Source organism: Paenibacillus sp. 4624, from assembly GCF_050435065.1.
Taxonomy (GTDB): Bacteria; Bacillota; Bacilli; order Paenibacillales; family Paenibacillaceae; genus Paenibacillus; species Paenibacillus amylolyticus_D.
Genome location: NZ_JBNDJR010000005.1, coordinates 280,075 through 297,066 on the forward strand (window position 1 = coordinate 280,075; position 16,992 = coordinate 297,066).

The 16,992-nt window shown below is 43.9% G+C and carries 16 protein-coding genes; 12 read left to right on the forward strand and 4 right to left on the reverse strand.

Annotation, left to right across the window (positions count from 1 at the left end):
• Nucleotides 1–92 precede the first annotated feature (92 nt).
• From ABIE27_RS14035 to ABIE27_RS14050, 4 genes are all read left to right on the forward strand, one after another.
• A complete protein-coding gene (locus ABIE27_RS14035; RefSeq protein WP_429350741.1) occupies nt 93–1,751 on the forward strand; it encodes a family 43 glycosylhydrolase in 1,659 nt (552 codons plus the stop codon).
• Nucleotides 1,752–1,772: 21 nt separating this feature from the next.
• Entirely contained in the window at nt 1,773–3,017 is a 1,245-nt protein-coding gene (locus ABIE27_RS14040; RefSeq protein WP_123066561.1) for an MFS transporter, read from the forward strand.
• Nucleotides 3,018–3,093: 76 nt separating this feature from the next.
• Nucleotides 3,094–3,396: an ArsR/SmtB family transcription factor gene (locus tag ABIE27_RS14045; RefSeq protein ID WP_123066653.1), complete on the forward strand. Its 303-nt coding sequence runs from the start codon at nt 3,094–3,096 to the stop codon at nt 3,394–3,396.
• A gap of 140 nt (nt 3,397–3,536) precedes the next feature.
• Entirely contained in the window at nt 3,537–4,709 is a 1,173-nt protein-coding gene (locus ABIE27_RS14050; protein WP_240037163.1) for an MFS transporter, read from the forward strand.
• A gap of 9 nt (nt 4,710–4,718) precedes the next feature.
• Here the strand turns inward: ABIE27_RS14050 and arr are convergent, their stop codons facing one another.
• Complete coding sequence (gene arr / locus ABIE27_RS14055) at nt 4,719–5,135, reverse strand: NAD(+)--rifampin ADP-ribosyltransferase (protein WP_123066563.1); 417 nt, start codon at nt 5,133–5,135, stop codon at nt 4,719–4,721.
• A 215-nt stretch (nt 5,136–5,350) separates the two neighbouring features.
• Nucleotides 5,351–6,235: a LysR family transcriptional regulator gene (locus tag ABIE27_RS14060; protein WP_123066564.1), complete on the reverse strand. Its 885-nt coding sequence runs from the start codon at nt 6,233–6,235 to the stop codon at nt 5,351–5,353.
• Between the two features lie 150 nt (nt 6,236–6,385).
• On the opposite strand from ABIE27_RS14060, the gene ABIE27_RS14065 reads away from it, so the two are divergent.
• The gene (locus tag ABIE27_RS14065) at nt 6,386–7,132 is read left to right on the forward strand and encodes an acetoacetate decarboxylase (protein WP_429350742.1); all 747 of its coding nucleotides are present in this window, start codon (nt 6,386–6,388) and stop codon (nt 7,130–7,132) included.
• A 13-nt stretch (nt 7,133–7,145) separates the two neighbouring features.
• Nucleotides 7,146–8,183 carry a ketopantoate reductase family protein gene (locus ABIE27_RS14070; protein WP_429350743.1) on the forward strand — a complete coding sequence of 346 codons (1,038 nt, stop codon included), beginning with the start codon at nt 7,146–7,148 and terminating at the stop codon, nt 8,181–8,183.
• Nucleotides 8,184–8,354: 171 nt separating this feature from the next.
• Here ABIE27_RS14070 and ABIE27_RS14075 read toward each other — a convergent pair whose 3' ends face one another.
• Together ABIE27_RS14075 and ABIE27_RS14080 are read right to left on the reverse strand one after the other, a co-directional pair.
• On the reverse strand, nt 8,355–9,002 hold the full coding sequence (locus ABIE27_RS14075; RefSeq protein ID WP_123066567.1) for a TetR/AcrR family transcriptional regulator: 648 nt from the start codon (nt 9,000–9,002) through the stop codon (nt 8,355–8,357).
• A complete protein-coding gene (locus ABIE27_RS14080) occupies nt 8,989–10,191 on the reverse strand; it encodes an MFS transporter (protein WP_429350744.1) in 1,203 nt (400 codons plus the stop codon). Before ABIE27_RS14080 ends, ABIE27_RS14075 begins: the two co-directional genes overlap by 14 nt.
• Before the next feature lie 136 nt (nt 10,192–10,327).
• Here ABIE27_RS14080 and ABIE27_RS14085 point away from each other — a divergent pair, with 136 nt between their 5' ends.
• The 6 genes from ABIE27_RS14085 (at nt 10,328) to ABIE27_RS14110 (ending at nt 16,956) form a co-directional block, all read left to right on the forward strand.
• Nucleotides 10,328–11,068 (forward strand): class I SAM-dependent methyltransferase, encoded by a 741-nt coding sequence (locus ABIE27_RS14085; RefSeq protein WP_429350745.1) that lies wholly within the window; start codon nt 10,328–10,330, stop codon nt 11,066–11,068.
• 55 nt (nt 11,069–11,123) lie between these two features.
• Nucleotides 11,124–11,312, forward strand: a complete 189-nt coding sequence (locus ABIE27_RS14090; protein WP_123066569.1) for a hypothetical protein — start codon at nt 11,124–11,126, stop codon at nt 11,310–11,312.
• 248 nt (nt 11,313–11,560) lie between these two features.
• Nucleotides 11,561–12,262 (forward strand): response regulator transcription factor, encoded by a 702-nt coding sequence (locus ABIE27_RS14095; protein WP_123066570.1) that lies wholly within the window; start codon nt 11,561–11,563, stop codon nt 12,260–12,262.
• Nucleotides 12,262–13,506, forward strand: a complete 1,245-nt coding sequence (locus ABIE27_RS14100) for a HAMP domain-containing sensor histidine kinase (protein ID WP_123066571.1) — start codon at nt 12,262–12,264, stop codon at nt 13,504–13,506. The genes ABIE27_RS14095 and ABIE27_RS14100 overlap by 1 nt, the downstream gene beginning before the upstream one ends.
• Nucleotides 13,507–13,619: 113 nt before the next feature.
• Nucleotides 13,620–14,312 carry an ABC transporter ATP-binding protein gene (locus ABIE27_RS14105; protein WP_123066572.1) on the forward strand — a complete coding sequence of 231 codons (693 nt, stop codon included), beginning with the start codon at nt 13,620–13,622 and terminating at the stop codon, nt 14,310–14,312.
• Nucleotides 14,305–16,956: an ABC transporter permease gene (locus ABIE27_RS14110; protein WP_429350746.1), complete on the forward strand. Its 2,652-nt coding sequence runs from the start codon at nt 14,305–14,307 to the stop codon at nt 16,954–16,956. The genes ABIE27_RS14105 and ABIE27_RS14110 overlap by 8 nt, the downstream gene beginning before the upstream one ends.
• The last annotated feature ends 36 nt before the right edge of the window (nt 16,957–16,992 follow it).

Below are 16,992 nucleotides of genomic sequence, written 5' to 3' on the forward strand. Positions count from 1 at the left end.
CCAGGAAAAAGAAAGCGCTTCTTTGTAATCGCTCCAGTTAGAGCAAGCTTACTAAGAATAATCACAATTTTACATCTGAAAGGAGAATGAATATGAACCGTATTATCAATCCAGTCATACCGGGCATGGCTCCTGATCCATCCATTATTCGTGTGGATGAAATGTATTATATCGCAACCTCTACTTTTCATTGGAATCCTGGAATTCAACTGTTTCAGTCCCGTGATCTGGCGAATTGGGAGCAAATCGGATCAGCTTTGAACAAAGGTGAGATCAATCTGCGCGGAACCAATACACCGGCTGGTATCTGGGCTCCGCATATGTCTTACGATGCTGCCAGTCAAAAATATTGGTTAACCTTTTCCCATATGGTCAATATGGCTGGGCGAGAATTTAACGCTGACTCTTATATCATGTGGGCAGAAGATATTAGAGGTCCTTGGTCAGAACCGGTTTATCTCACTTCCATTGGATTTGATCCTGCTCTATATCACGATGATGACGGTAAACATTATGTTGCCATTCTGGAATGGGAGACTCGCACGGGGTACCAGGCTCCGGGGCATATTGTCATTGCCGAGTTGGATATGGATACTGGAAAAATCATCGGTGCATGGCACCGGGTAACGAAAGGTTTCACGACACGAGGGTGTGCAGAAGCACCACAACTATACAAACGCAATGGATACTATTACTTGCTTTTGGCAGCTGGTGGAACAGGTTATGCGCATGGTGTCGAGATTGGACGCTCGAAACATGTCTTTGGTCCTTACGAGCCGCATCCATCTGGAGAGCCAATCATTACTTCTTCACCGCAGCATTTATTTTCACTCGGTGATCCGGATGCAGGACATTTTGAGATGTATAATCCGAACTCTATCATGCAAAAAGCAGGTCACGGATCATTAGTGGAAACGCATACCGGCGAGTGGTATATCGCACATTTAATGTCGCGCCCATTGGGGGATAAACTTCTCAATCCGCTAGGGCGAGAGACTTCCATTCAGAAGATGCAGTGGACAGAGGATGGATGGCTGCAGATGAAAGACGGCTCCAATGTGGCGAAAATGGAAACCGAAGGCATGGCAGGTTTATTGGGTGCAGGCTCGGTGTCTCATGATGTGTTCGACGACTTTGATCAGCAAAAGCCAAGACTACATTTTATGACACCTTATCGTGGGCAGCAAGAGGAATGGGTGAATACAACGGAACGTCCAGGTTATTTGCGGATACACGGACAAAATTCCTTGTTTTCACAAGTCAATCCATCCATAATGGCGACACGAGCTACATCTTTCAAGTATGAGTTGAAGACGCATGTGCAGTTTCATGCAGATCACTATTCCGAAACGGCTGGCATGGGACTTTATTATGATTCAAATAACTGGTTATACGTGCATCTGACATATTCCGAAAGGGCTGAGAGAATGATCCTCACGGTACTTCAGGCTAAACTTGGGGAGCGTATGGAGTATGTCCATCATCAGGTGCCTGTGCCTGAACAACAGGCAGATCTTAAACTGGTTTACAATGAAGGTTTTGCAGACATTTCATATCGTTTTGAAGAGCAGATGGAGTGGCAAGTACTGCTGAAGGCAATCGATGTATCGTATTTGTCGGATGAAGGCGTTAATGGTGAGCCAGGTGAAATTGGTGGCTTTACAGGATTATTTAATTTTATTGGCTCTGTGGATGCCCACCAGCATGATTCATTTGCAGATTTTAAATATTATTGCGTTAAAAATGAATAGCATCTAGAGAGGAAGTAGGACATGAATACCCGAACAATCCCGCTAAAACGTTTGATTCCAGGTTTAATCATTGGACCAGCCACTTGGCTGGGACCATACATTGCGATGTCTAGTTTATTTTTGCCGGCTCTGATCCAGCATCTGGATGCGGCGAATAAAATTAATATTTTAGCCCTTTTCTCAGCGCTCGGCATGATTGTAGCCGCTGTATCCAACATGGCAGCCGGTTATTTGTCAGATCGTACAAGATCGCGTTTTGGAAAGAGAACCCCTTGGCTCGTTGCTGGATCGTTTGTATTTATGTTAGCCATGATCTTTGCCTCCATGAGTCCGAACGTGCCGATGTTACTCCTTAGCTGGATGATTGGCCAAGTGGCATTAAACTTCATTGTAGCACCGATGGTTGCCTGGATTGATCTGGCTCCAGAAGGTGGAAAAGGCTCTGCGTCATCAGCCTACGGTGGCCTGGGTATGGCTCTGGGCAATAACGGATTCACCATTCTGGCCGCTTTCTTTTTGGGTCAATTCAGATTGGGCTTTATCATTTTTGGTATCATCACATTTGTGGGTACACTTATTGCAGCATTAATTGCCCGTGAGCCATCCAATCTGCATGAAACAACGGACAGAGAGGATTCATCGACTCGCCAGAAACTGTCCCTGAAAGAGGCGATGGCCGTTTTTCCAAAATGGTCTGTTGGCCGAGACTATTACTTGGCTCTCATCGGTAAGTTATCCCAAGGGATCGGAAACTTTGCCATTACAGGGTATCTTCTCTTTATCATGACAGACTTTCTTCAGAAGGATAACACATCCACACAGCAGTCCATACAGTTGATCAATATTATTATGTTGATTTTCGGAATACTGATGGGATTTATTGCAGGACCGCTATCGGACAAGTTTAATGTATTAAAGTATCCTGTCGGGCTGTCTACCATATCTTTGGGTGTTGGTGCACTGAGTTTGTACTTTTTGCAAAATGATACAGGAATAATTATCTATGCCTTTTTAGCTGGCTTAGGAATGGGAATATGGAACTCCCTGGACAATTTGTTGAACCTCAACGTTATTCCTGACAAAAACCGTGTTGGTTTATTTCTGGGTATCTATAATCTAGGTAATACGTTGACACAGGCCATTGCGCCAGTAATCGCAGCTTTTTTGATCTCACAGATCGGATTCTCGTCCATCTTTATGCTGTCATTTGTTCTGTCTATCTTTGGAGGAATCTGTATTCTGATGATCAAGTCAGTATCCAGATAAGTCTTGAAGTCTAAGAAAAAAAATCAATAAACCATTTTAAATTGACATATCGCAAAAGATCGATATAATAATGATTATGAATCCAATTGACATTTTAAAAGCTGTCTCGAATGAATCCAGGTTTCAGATCTTACAATGGCTCAAAGAACCTTACGAGCATTTCAAACCCCATGAAGGAGTGGATATGAACGAAATAGGGGTGTGTGTAAGTCAAATAACCGACAAGCTTAACATGACACAGTCAACGGCTTCCCAGTATCTTACGATATTGCAGCGGGCAGGGCTGATCACAACAAAACGGATAGGCAAATTTACGTATTATCAGAGAGACGAGGAAGCGATAGCTGAATTTACTCGTTATATGATGAGTGATATGTAAGTTGCAGCTGAGTTCTTACCAAGAATTCAGTTTTTTTTCAGCCCATTATATCGACAATTCTTAATATGTCATTCTGTGATTATGTATATCTACAATTTCAGATATAACATTTTATTAATTTATCAAGGAGTGGTGTTCAATTGAGGTCGTCAAGTTCGAAAGTTTACATTTTGGCAATCGTTAGTTTTTTGGTCGGGACTTCCGAGTATGCTTTATCGGGTATTTTAGATAAGGTAGCCGCCTCTTTGGATGTCTCACTGGCTGCAGCAGGTCAGCTAATCACCATTTTTTCTTTGCTCTACGCTCTGTGTACACCTATTTTAATGGCGCTCACCGCGAGTATGGACAGAAGAAAGTTAATCGTTATCAGTATGGGCATATTTGTTGCTTCCAATATCCTTGCATTTGTCCTGCCAGGATATGGACTCTTTGTCGTTGCTCGTATCCTGATGGCGATTGGAGCAGGAGTTGTCGTGGTCACTGCTTTGAACATTGCCGCTAAAATTGCACCCTCAGGTAAACAAGCAAGTGCTATTGCTACAGTGGTCATGGGTTTCACAGCGTCATTAATCATTGGTGTTCCGCTCGGGAGAGTCACAGCCGATACTCTGGGTTGGAAATCGATTTTTGGAGGAATTGCGATTTTAGGAATTTTGGCTATAATCATTCTTTATCTCGTAATTCCACGTATTGAAGGGGACGTGCCTGTGCCGCTCAAGCAGCAGCTAAGTCTATTGAAAAAACCTAAGGTCGCGTTAGGCTTGGCGATCACTTTCTTTTGGCTGGGTGGTTACTCTATCGCTTATACTTATCTTTCACCTTATTTACTGCAAGTATCAGCATTAAATGAACAATTTCTCAGCGGAGCTTTGCTTGTATTTGGTATAGCAAGCATGATTGGTTCCAAACTTGGCGGCCTCAGTGCGGATCGGTGGGGAGTTAATCGAACATTATTCGGTGGATTTACACTGCATATTATCATGCTGATCCTGTTGTCCGTTGTAACCCATACATTAGTGGGCGTAATAATCGTACTTTTGTTGTGGTCCTTTTCCGCCTGGTCCTCCGGTCCAACGCAACAATATCATTTAACGACCATTGAACCGGAAGCTTCAGGAGTGATGCTAAGTCTTAATCAATCCATGATGCAGCTTGCTATGGCAGCCGGAGCTGGTATGGGTGGAATCGCGATTGAAACATTCACTCTCTCATCGATAACCTGGATTGGTGCTGGCGGAATTGCGATCGCAATCATCGCATTGATCGTTCTTAATCGAGTGAATGCCGTTGTAAAAGTGAATGTCAATCATTAATTAGTGTGATTAATCATATATTACATTTTTACCTTCTTCACTCAGCTTTTTCAAAGAGGCCACCATATGATCAATTTCTTCGTCGGAGTGTCTTTCCCATGAAGCTAATTCGGCTACTATTTTTAAAGGTGATTTGGATCGGTAGGAGCGAGTCGGGTTTCCAGGGAACCTTTTATCCGTTACGTTGGGGTCATTTTCGAAATCGCCTAAGGGCTCGACAATGTAGATTCTTTCCTTTGCACTCGATCTGGCTAGTTCAGCCCCCCATTTGGCAGCATTTAATGTTCCAGTGAAGTAGATGTGATTCGACTTTTTGTCTTGATAATTGGATAAAAATTGTGGCTCTAACAAATCGCCAATGTTTAATTCTGCTTTTGTACCATGAAAAAAAGGACCTGGATCTAAAACCATTTTCTTGTCATCCATACGGACACACCTCAACTTTATTGGATTTGTATTTAGCAGTATAGTGGAGGCACTGGTGAAAAAACAGTCTATTATATCTTTTATAAAACCGTTATACTAGAAGTAGAAGGAACGATATTGAGCGATAATGTCATAGTGAAAAGTGTATATATATCCACGAAAGTCGCTATAATAGCGACTTTTTTTGTTCTTTTTTGAGCCAAACCCCAAGCGCTCTACACCTTAAACATCGAAGCATTGGATACATAATACGAGGTAATAAAGTCACGAAACTGCTCTAAGAACGGTGACAAGTTTCGATGTTTGACCCATGACAGGCTGATGGGATAGACTGCGGCATCATCAGTTATGGAAACGTAGTGCAGTCCAAGATTACGGCAGACGGAGATCGGCAGCAAAGCCACACCCCGATCCAATTGGATGATCTCGACCAACGTATGTGAATCAACCTCAAAAGCCAGATGCGGAACAAACCCCGCTTTCTCACATAACATCGTGGTAAATCGGCGGTATTCATCATTATTGGCGAGCGACAGAAAAGGTTCGTTGGCAACGGCATGTAATGAGATTTTTTGCTGATCGCTATATGGGTGGGTGGAAGGCAGGACAAGCACAATATGCTCATCAACCAGCACGACGCTTTCAATCTCCTCATCCAGAATGGGGTGACCCGTGATGCCCAGATCAATCTCTCCTTTTTTCAGCTGTGTCACAATGTCACTTCGACTTGCAATCCCTTGATGGAGCTGAGCGCTTGGACACACTTCGATATATTCACTGATCAGCCCCGAAAGAAACCTCGAATTCGAGATCGCAATACGGATCAGCGAAGAAAGCTCATCCTCTTTTTCCTTGATTGCCAGCCGCGCATTTTCAAGTTCAACAAAAATCCGATTGACATGCTTCAGCAAAATTTTTCCCGCCGCATTCAATTCAATATTTCTTCCTTTTCGGTGAAAGAGGGGGGTACCCATTTCGTCCTCCAGCCGTTTGATCGTAAGACTTAACGAAGGCTGAGCGATATTTAACTGAGCAGCGGCTTTGGAGATATGTTCCGTATAGGCGACGGTTTGAAAATATTTCAGCTGGAGAAGCTCCATTGGTTTGCACTCCTTATTTATTTCAATAAATATATATAGTACTTATTATGTATTATATTAAATTTGAAAAATAATGTAGACTTTTTTTATAAGCCAATAAACAAGTAAAACTATCAACTAATAACTTGATGTAAAGGCAGGTGTCTGTTTATGAAAATCGATGTGCACAATATTGCCAAAAATCTGAATACACCTTTAACAGCCCCGGCATACCCAATGCCACCTTATAAATTCGTCAACCGTGAATATCTGAACATCATATATCGGACGGATGAGCAAGCTTTACGCGCAGCCGTTCCCGAGCCATTGCAAATTACCGAACCGCTGGTGAAATTTGAAGTGATGTGGATGCCGGACGTTTCTGGACTAGGTGCATATACCGAGGCAGGACAAGTGATCCCGGTTCAGTTCAATGGCGAAGAGGGCGATTATGTGCATTCAATGTATGTGGACAACTTTCCTGCAATCGCAAGCATAAGAGAGTTAACTGCTTATCCGAAAAAACTCGGCGCTCCCAAGCTGTATACGGACTCTGATACACTCGTGGGCACGCTGGACTATGGATCACTGCGCGTAGCCACAGCAACGATGGGGTTCAAACATGTGGAGATGGACAAAGAGCTTGCCAAAAAAGAAATCTGCCGTCCCAACTTTATGATCAAAATCGCCACGGATTATACAGGTAATCTTCGCATCTGTGATCTGATCCGTACGCAAATTACTGATATCGAGGTAAAGGAAGCCTGGACAGGCCCGGCTCGGCTACAGCTGTTCGAGCACGCACTTGCGCCTCTGGCAGATTTACCAGTGCTTGAAGTGGTGTCCGCTTCCCACATCCTGACGAACTTAACTTTGAATGCAGCACAACCTGTATATAACTATCTGGAAGAAAAATAAGGAGGCAACACATATGAGAATTGCAATTGTAGGTGCAGGTTCACTAGGAACCATCGTTGGTGCTTATTTGGCAGATGGCGGGATGGATGTGGAGTTGATTGATGCATATCAGGAACATGTCGATGCACTTAATCAGACAGGAGCGAAAGTAACCGGAACAACCGAGTTTCAGGCCAAAGTTAAAGCCATCACCCCTGAACAAAAGTCAGGGCAATATGATCTTGTGCTGTTGTTAACGAAACAGCTGTTCAATGAGTCGGTGCTTAAAGAATTGCTTCCATATCTGCATGAGGATAGCGTCGTATGCTCTCTCCAGAACGGGATTCCTGAAGATAGCGTAGCATCCATTGTTGGAGCGAAACGGGTCATCGCGGGTTCGGTTGAGTTTGGCGCTACATTCATGGAACCTGGCGTATCCAGTCTGACCACGGCGTATCCACAATTCAAACAGTACGCATTCCAGATCGGAGAATTAAAGGGAGATACGACCGAGCGAATTCAGCGTGTAAAAGAAGTGCTGGATCTTGTTGGCGGTACACATATTTCGGATAATCTGGTAGGAACCAAATGGTCAAAACTGCTGATCAACAATGCTTTTAGCGGCTTGTCCGCTGCACTGAACGGGACGTACGCAGATATTCTGGATCATGAGGCAGGCATTCGTAGTGCTGTTCATATCATTGACGAAACGATCAAGGTCGGACATGCAAATGGTGTTTCTTTTGTCACCATGAACGGATTTGATATGGCTTCACTGGAGCTGCAGAGCGAAAAGGATATCCCTGTACGCATTCAAACACTTCGCCATGTGATGGAGCCTTCGAGACTGCTTAAAGCAAGCATGTTGCAGGATCTGGAAAAACAACGTAAAACGGAGATTCAATATATTAACGGCGTAGTTTCGAGCAAGGCAAAAGGTACGGGGATTGCAACACCGTATAATAATATGGTCGTTCAACTGGTCGAAGCCGCAGAAGAAGCACGCAATGTACCTGAATTTGCAACCAATATCCAAACCTTTGAACATCTTTTGAACGTGTCACAGTTCTAAAGTCTGAAGCTTGATGTAATCACAAATTCATAACACAAAACACAAATAAAAAAGCCTTTCCTTCCTCATGAGTACAAAAAGTAAACATGAGAAGAAAGGCTTCTTTTATTTTGCAAACTCTAGTTCAGGCATCATTGCTCATTCTGTCTAATTTTGCTCAACGAAATCCATCTATCCTTTGTCCTCATTGCCTACATAATGTAGCAGCATATCAACCAATTGCTTCGTCATCTGATCATCCAGTTGATGCAGTTCATGAGATCGATGTGTAAACATCTTCTGCAGCATTCCCATCATCACTGTAAATATGAACTGCGCCAACTTAAGCGGAGGGGTAGCATTGCGGATGCTGCCGTCGGCAACTCCTGAAACCAACGCTTCAAGCAGGAAGTGGTTCTCTTTACCGTTTTGGATAAACCGTTCATAAGTATCTTTCAGTTCTTGCTGAAAATGAACCACCTCATAATTGATATCGAATAGTTGAATAAAACGAATATGGTCAGGATTCATCTTAGCAAAAGAAACCCATGCGTTCAGCATTGTAGCTAGTTGTTCACGGCCACTACCACTCTGCTTTGCAGCTAGTCTCACATGATCCGTCATCGTTTCAACCAATTGCATCTGAATAGTGAGCAACAGTTCATCGATCGATTGAAAATGTTTATAAAAGGTCACCCGGCTAAGATTCGCCTCGGCGCAGATGTCTTTGATTTTCACTTGAAGCAGACCGTGTTTTAGAAAAAGCTGCTTACCCGCTTCGATCAGTTCATCCCGATTCTGATTTTTTAACTGCTGATGCCAATTCTCATTCGCTTGCATATCGGTTTCCTCTCTTTGAACGTTGCGCGCTCATCGTAAGTGATAACGCCGCCAGTAACATAAAGGCACCAAAAATATACGGGAAGTTCACGTTTTTGTCAAACAGCAGACCGGCAACGAGAGGGCCGAAGACGGTTCCCAGACTGGAATAGGTCGTATTCAGACCAGAGGCATAACCTTGCCGATCTCCAGCGTTTTGCGAAATTAGCGAGCTGACAGTTGGGCGCAGAAATGCATTAAAAGCAAAGTACAGTGCTGACGCAAATAATAGAAATGCCAAATTAACTTTAATTAACATGAGCAAAAGGGCAATCGGGGTCATGATTAAGGACAGACGGATGAGTTTGATTTCGCCCAACCGTTTCACAAAAAAGTCCAGTAGCCAGATTTGGATCACGATGCCTATAATCGCTCCCATGGTAATGATAATCGAGATGGTTGAAGCATTAAAACCGTATTTATATTCAGCAAACAGCGAGAAGACCGTCTCATAACTCATCAAACCAAAGGTCATCACCAGAATAATCAACAAGTATCCGAAATAAGGAACCTTGAACGAACTCCAGATCTGCTCGCCCATGGCGAATCCTTTTTTCTTCGACTTTGAAATTGTTCTTTTTTCAGGCGGAAGAGTCTCGGGCAAAAGAAGGGTAAGTAGTGCCGCAACCAAACCCAAACCGGAAGCGACGAAATACGGCATACGCACACCCATCTCGGCAATAAAACCGCCCAGACCTGGCCCAAGAACCATACCCAGGTTCATCGATGCACCGAAATAACCCATTCCCTTGGCACGGGTCTCCAGAGTTGTAATATCAGCAACGTAAGCCAGATTGGCTGGAACCATCAGACCTAGACTGATTCCCCCGATGAAACGAGCGATATAGAGCAGAGGCAAAGAGGTGGACACCGCAAAGATAAGGTCTGACACGACAACAAGAAACATGCCTGCCATAATCAGCTTTTTACGTCCAAAGCGGTCAGCCCATTGTCCTCCGAGCGGCGAAAACAGAAATTGGGCTGCGCCAAAGGCCGCGACCAGAAAACCAGCAACGGTGCCTCCTGCATGGAACAGCTTGAGATACTCGGGTAAAATCGGAATCAACATCCCTTGTCCTAACAAAGCAATAAATAGATTTAACATCAGAATAAACATCGGAAAGCGGGTGGATTGTGTCATCGAACTCATACGTTTAAATTTCTCCTTCTCCATCATTTACACATTTTATGGTTAACACTTTGTTAACCTTTACTCAATGTAAACCATTATAGTGTGTTATAATTCCTGTTGTAAATACATTTTTGATGGAAAAGGGTGAGACATATTGATTGATCACAACAATCAGGAAGAGTACCTTGATCCAATGAACTATGATCTGGAATTTGGCGGTGAGACGGACAAATACGAATTTTTTCTCGAACTGGCGAGGAAACATCCAGGGCATGTGCTGGAATTGGCTTGTGGTACAGGACTAGCCGCTCTCTATTTAGCCGAAAGAGGAATTCAAATTAGCGGTGTAGATATCGTAGAGCCTATGCTCGCGTATGCAAGGGTCAAAGCGAAGGATCTACCGGTTGCTTTTATCGAAGCAGATGCTCGTACGTTTGAGACGGATCAGCGGTATTCCATGATCTATCTAACGGGAAATGCATTTCAGGCTTTTCTGAGCGATGAGGATCAGCACGCATTGCTGCAAACGGCGTATAAACATTTGGAGCCCGGCGGTATATTTGCATTTGAAATGCGAAATCCAGACGGTAATGATTTATCCGATGAAGAGGAAGAGAGCTGGGGCACATTTGTTGATGTTGATGGTGTGACCGTCAAGGTATCTGGCACCCAGACGTATGATGCTGCGAACCAGATCATGCACTGGGTAACCATTCGGGACTGGGGACATCGTCAAACGACGTCACGCATTGCTTGCCGATTTACAGATGTGCAGACACTGCAACAGTTGCTGGAAAAGCAAGGGTTTACCGTAGAGAGACAATATGCGAACTGGGATCAAACGCCGTTTCAACCTTCAAGCCCAATGGTAATTAGTGTATGTAAGAAATGGTAAGTATGCATTGAAATGATGGATTGAAATTACATAAGTAGAAAGGGGAATATTTGATATGACAACATCATCTAAGATTTGTAACGATTGCGGAGGTACATCTTTTGTGGAGGCAACGGACTTTATTCATTTGCGGCCTTTGGATAAAAAGATGTCGCTTGGTTCTGAACGTGTATATACGATCTGTCAGGACTGTGGTGAGGTCGTTTCCATTAAGGTAAAGAATCCGGAGAAGCTGATGAATTAAAATAATTCTCGGGAGAGAATACAAAAGGAATCCTGCACTTTTGGCACGGCTTGACCGTTTCATCATTTTTCGTCACAGGCAACCGATACATATATCGGTTGTCTTTTTTGCTTTTCCCGCCAGCACAAAATATTTCATACAACAAACGGCAAACGAGCCCCCGCTTGTATTTCAAATGTTACATTTAGTAGAATGATGAGGCACATACACTTGGGTTTATGAGGTAACGCTAGAATAGGGGTGCAGTAATGAATCACGTTTTGCTTGTTGAAGATGATGAGAATTTTGTGTTTGGAATAGAATATACGTTAACCAATGAAGGTTATGAGGTCACTCATGCGGGAACCTTGAAGGAAGCTCGCGATGCTCTTGCGCAGACCGAAATAGAACTCATTTTGCTCGATATTAATTTGCCTGACGGAACGGGATATGAATTATGCAAGGAAATTCGTGTGGACTCTCAGGTGCCGATCATTTTTCTCACCGCGCTGGATGAAGAGATGAATGTGGTCGCGGGACTAGATCTGGGTGCTGACGATTATATGACCAAGCCGATTCGTACCAAGGAGCTGCTTTCCAGAATCAAGGCTGTTTTACGGCGTCATTCCCGTCCTGAACAGCATTCGAACATTTGGAAATCCGAAGAGTTTGAAGTTCGAGTGCTGGAAGGTATTGTTTTCAAAAACAAAAAGGAAGTTCCTCTGACAACACTGGAGCTTCGGCTGCTTCTTATGTTAATGTCCCATCCCAAACAAATATGTAGCAGAACATCGATCCTTGAGAGGTTATGGGATGTCTCTGGTGAATTCATTGATGATAATACACTGTCCGTACATATACGCAGGTTAAGGGAAAAAGTGGAGGAAACGCCAGCCGCGCCTCAGTACATTGTTACAATTCGTGGGGTTGGGTACAAATGGAACGCTGAAACGACAGGAGCATACCGCTGATGGTTGAAGTCATCCGTAATCCGGAGTGGAAATCTGTGTTCACCAAGTTCATCCTTGTTCAATTAGGTTTGACTGCAATCATTTACGTTGTGATGAACCTTCAGATACAAAGCGTTAATGAAACGGTTGTGAACCAGCATGCGGCCTTTGTTGGACAAGTGTTAAGTAAGCAGCCGCAGCTCGAAGATCAGCTCATTCATACGATCACTCAAGGTACAGACCAACAGGATCTTACGCTAGGTAAACAGATATTGTCTCGATACGGGTATACAGAGCAAATGAATATTCAGGATCAATCTGCCCTGTCAGGGACAGCATTACCCGTGAATACAGCGTTGATCTTTTTCCTGTGCGGTATCCCGGTGTTGTTGCTCTTATATTGGGAGTACCGCAAGTTGTTTTCCAGAATTCGCCGCGTTACACATGCAGCGGAACAGGTGGTGGAAGGTCAATTCGATACTTCATTGCCTGAGAATGCTGAGGGAGACTTCAGTGCCCTTGGCCATAGCTTTAACATGATGGCAGGCAGACTAAGTCATAGTGTAGATCAGCTGAAGCAGGAGAAAACATTTTTAAGCCATCTGCTTACCGATATATCACATCAACTCAAAACACCGCTCGCATCTCTGCTCGTGTTCAATGAAAATATGCTGCATGACCCACATATGAAAGAAGATGTCCGAAGCAATTTTCTTGAACGAAGCAGGCAGCAGATTGAACGCATGGAATGGCTGATTATCAGCTTGTTGAAGCTGGCAAGAGTGGAAGCGGGAGCTATCGTTTTTCAACTGCAAAACGTTAGACCCAAAGACATCATTGATTCCACTGTACAGACCTTGCAGTCCTTGGCGGAGCAGAAGAAACAGACTATCATCGTTCAAGGCGGCGAAGGCATGTTGCTGCATGCAGATGAGGAATGGTTAACCGAGGCGATTATTAATCTGACTAAAAATGCACTGGAGCACTCTCCCGTATCAGGCAATGTGTACATTACAATGGAGGACGAGGGCTTGTTTCACTCAATTATCATCCGGGATGAAGGGGAAGGGATCGGGCCGGAACAGATCCCCCATGTATTCACGCGATTTTACCTGGGCAGAAGTAATGCTAAACCTCACAGTACCGGGGTAGGCCTGTCTCTGACCAAGTCGATTATTGAAGGCTTGGGTGGAACGATCTCGGTATCAAGCGAGCCTGGCAAGGGAGCGGAATTCCGAATTACTTTCATGAAAACAGTGTATTGAGAGGAAGCTTACAATAACGTAAGCTTCCTCTTCACTTTAACGTAAGCTTCCGAGCCTATAATAACCCATATGAATACTACAATTGTTCGCAGCTCATGAAGGAGGCACATGCTTTGGAAATTTTAAAAACGCATGATTTATGTAAAACATACGGAAGTAACGACGCCAAAGTCGATGCACTGAAACATATTCATTTAACGGTGCAACAGGGTGAATTTGTCGCTATTGTTGGTGCCAGCGGTTCGGGGAAAAGCTCGTTATTACATCTGCTTGGAGGTGTAGATCGTCCAACCAGTGGGCAAGTCCATATTGATGGGACAGATCTATATTCTCTGAGCGAGACGGATTTAGCAATCTTCAGAAGACGAAAAATCGGATTTATTTTCCAGGCCTATAACCTGATTCCGGTTCTAAGCGCAGAGGAAAATATTAAACTGCCTATGCTACTCGACCATCGTCAAGCCGATGAAGACTATGCAGACGAACTAATGAACGTACTCGGTCTAAAAGACAGAAAGCATCATCTCCCTAACCAGCTATCGGGTGGACAGCAGCAGCGCACAGCCATTGGACGAGCCTTGATTAACAAACCTTCGATCATTCTGGCTGACGAACCGACGGGGAATCTGGATAGCAAAAACAGCAAGGAAATTGTAGATCTGCTCACCTATTCGGTTCGGAAATACAATCAAACCTTGATTATGATCACACATGATTCCAATATAGCCCGGAGAGCCGATCGTATTGTGAACATTAAAGACGGGGTTCTTTTCGATCAGCAATCTGGGGGCGAGCACCATGCGTAAGTACACAGGCCTCACAGAGAAGTATTTACTTGGTCAGAAAAAAAGATCCATTCTCACCATTGTTGGCATCATTCTATCGGTAACGCTTCTTACTGCTGTCGGCACACTGGCGATGAGTTATCAGGACAAACTGGTACGTCAAACCATTCAAGATTACGGGGATTATGAGGTGTCCTTCAATGGAGTTCCAGGCAAAGACGTACCTCGCATCGTGAATCAGGCCGCCATAGGCAGTGCGGGAGTCATTCATCGTATTGGTTATGCAATCATAAGTTCAACGAGTGAAAAGGAACAAAAGGAAAACCCGTTTGCTGCTCCGTATCGTTATTTGAATGTGAAAGGATACGACGCGCAAGCCATGTCCAAGCTTCAAGTTCAGTTGGAGAGTGGACGTCTCCCGCAAAAGCCTGATGAAATCATCCTCTCATCCTGGAGCATGAATAATTTTGCTTCGAAACCAGCAATTGGAGATAAGATTACGCTAAACCTGGGAGATCGGCTCGAAGCTTCCACCGGAAAGGTGAAGAGTGTGAACTCCATTGGTGATTATGGGTGGGACCTGGATGAGAAATTCGAACCGCGTATGAAACAGCAATATACCGTTGTCGGGGTGATGAAAACAGCCAAAAATGTAACGTGGTCATCTACCTTTATCTATTCAGCGATTACGTATGATAATCATCAAAAAATCGATCCGTCTCAGACTTTTTTTATCTATGCCACCATGAAATCGATGGACAATATACGGGAGAAGAGCGAAGCCATTCTGTCTTCATCGGGTTTGGGGAATGTTGATCAAGGTTCCGCTCAGGAGCTGAACCGGGAAACCGTTATAAAGAATGTACGCATTGAATACAACAATGAATTGCTCAAACTCTTTGGCAAAAGCACCTATTCCAACGTTAACCAAAGTTCAATGTATGCATTTGCAGCTATTGTTCTAATCATCCTGGGATGCACAAGCGCAGTAATTTACAATACGTTTCATATTTCAGTACTTGAACGCATCTCTCAGTTTGGCATGCTGCGCTGTATCGGTGCAACACCCGCTCAGATTCGCAGAATTGTATTCAAAGAAGCGACTGTGCTTAGTCTGATTGCCATTCCGATCGGTTTATTTACAGGAACCATTTTGATGAAAGTGTTATTCTATAACATCAGTATGCTGACATTAGGTTTCTTGAACGACATGCACATGATTATTTCAGTGCCTATTCTACTTGCAGCGGCAGGTTTAGGACTGATTGTTGTTTATGTGTCAGCGCTGGGTCCAGCCAAGCTGGCATCCAGCGTCTCACCACTTGAAGCACTGAAAACCTCAGGCAGCACGGTGGTAGAGCAGGGGGATTTCAAGCGATTGTCTTTTGCAGGCAGCAAATGGCTCGGGTTTGAAGGCCGGTTTGCCAGCCGAAATATTCGGCGGAACCGAAAGAGATTTCGCATTACGGCTTTTTCAATGATTATCAGCATGGTCATGTACATTGTGTTTAGCGGCTTGGTGAACGTTCTGGGTACAACCTCTGCATCAGGTATCAATTACTCTTACTCTTTGGACTATCAGGGTATGAGTAAACGTATCCCTAATTCGGTATATAACAAGCTGGCTACACTTGATGGAGTTAAACAGGCTTATTCTTTCTACAATCATCAGCTCCAAGCGATCATTCCGAAAGAAAAATTGAATCCGAATTACTACCGGCAGCAGAAAGAAATGTACAGTGTTGAAATGGAGAACGGATATCGGACGGATAACAACTTTCTCATGTCTTACGGTATAAACGGACTTCAGGAGCTTCGTCCCAAACTCACCTCCGGAAGCATTGATGCAAGCCAAATGAACGATGAAAATGGTGTCATTGTTATCCAGAAAATCAGCATGACCACCGAAAAAGGAACTAACATGATCATTGACCAGACCCGTTTCAAGGTTGGGGATAAAATTAAAGTTCGCTCAATGAATGACAATCAGCCTTACAAAACGGTTACTGTTGTCGGAACCGCAGATCAAGGTCCTCTTTCTGGTGAATACACCGAAAGTGCTATTATTCAAATGATAACGACACCAAAGGTGATTGAAAACATCACGAGTGATAATGCTTATGACAGAATATTACTTCAAGCCAATCCTGAGACAGATAACGGGGCAATTGTGGGTTATTTCAAAAGCCTTGTGCAGCAGGATGCAGGGTATGGTTACCGTGATCGGGTAGAGGAAATGAAACAAGCTCGCAACGATGCGATGACGTTAAATATATTCCTGTACGGCTTCATAGGTGTCATTGCAGCTATTGCGTTTCTGAATATTTTGAATACGGTGAGTACGAATCTTATTCTGCGAACGAAGGAGTTCGCCGTATTAAAAGCGATTGGTATGACGCAAAAGGAAATTCGCAAAATGGTTTTGCTTGAGGGTGTGTTCTATGGCGTATTTGCAGCTGTGTACGGAAGTCTTCTCGGTACAGCCTTGAGCTACGGTGTATCTTATCTGATGAGGAATGCTGTGCAGATCGAATGGGTTATGCCTTGGAGCAGCATTCTCACTAGCAGCTTGGGTGCTATCGCAGCCACACTCTTAGCTTCATACTGGCCGCTTAGACGTCTTGAACGAATTCAGATTACAGATGGTTTACGCGGGGAAAATTAACCTCGTCAAAAAAGCTCGGTTGTTCGCATTAGAACG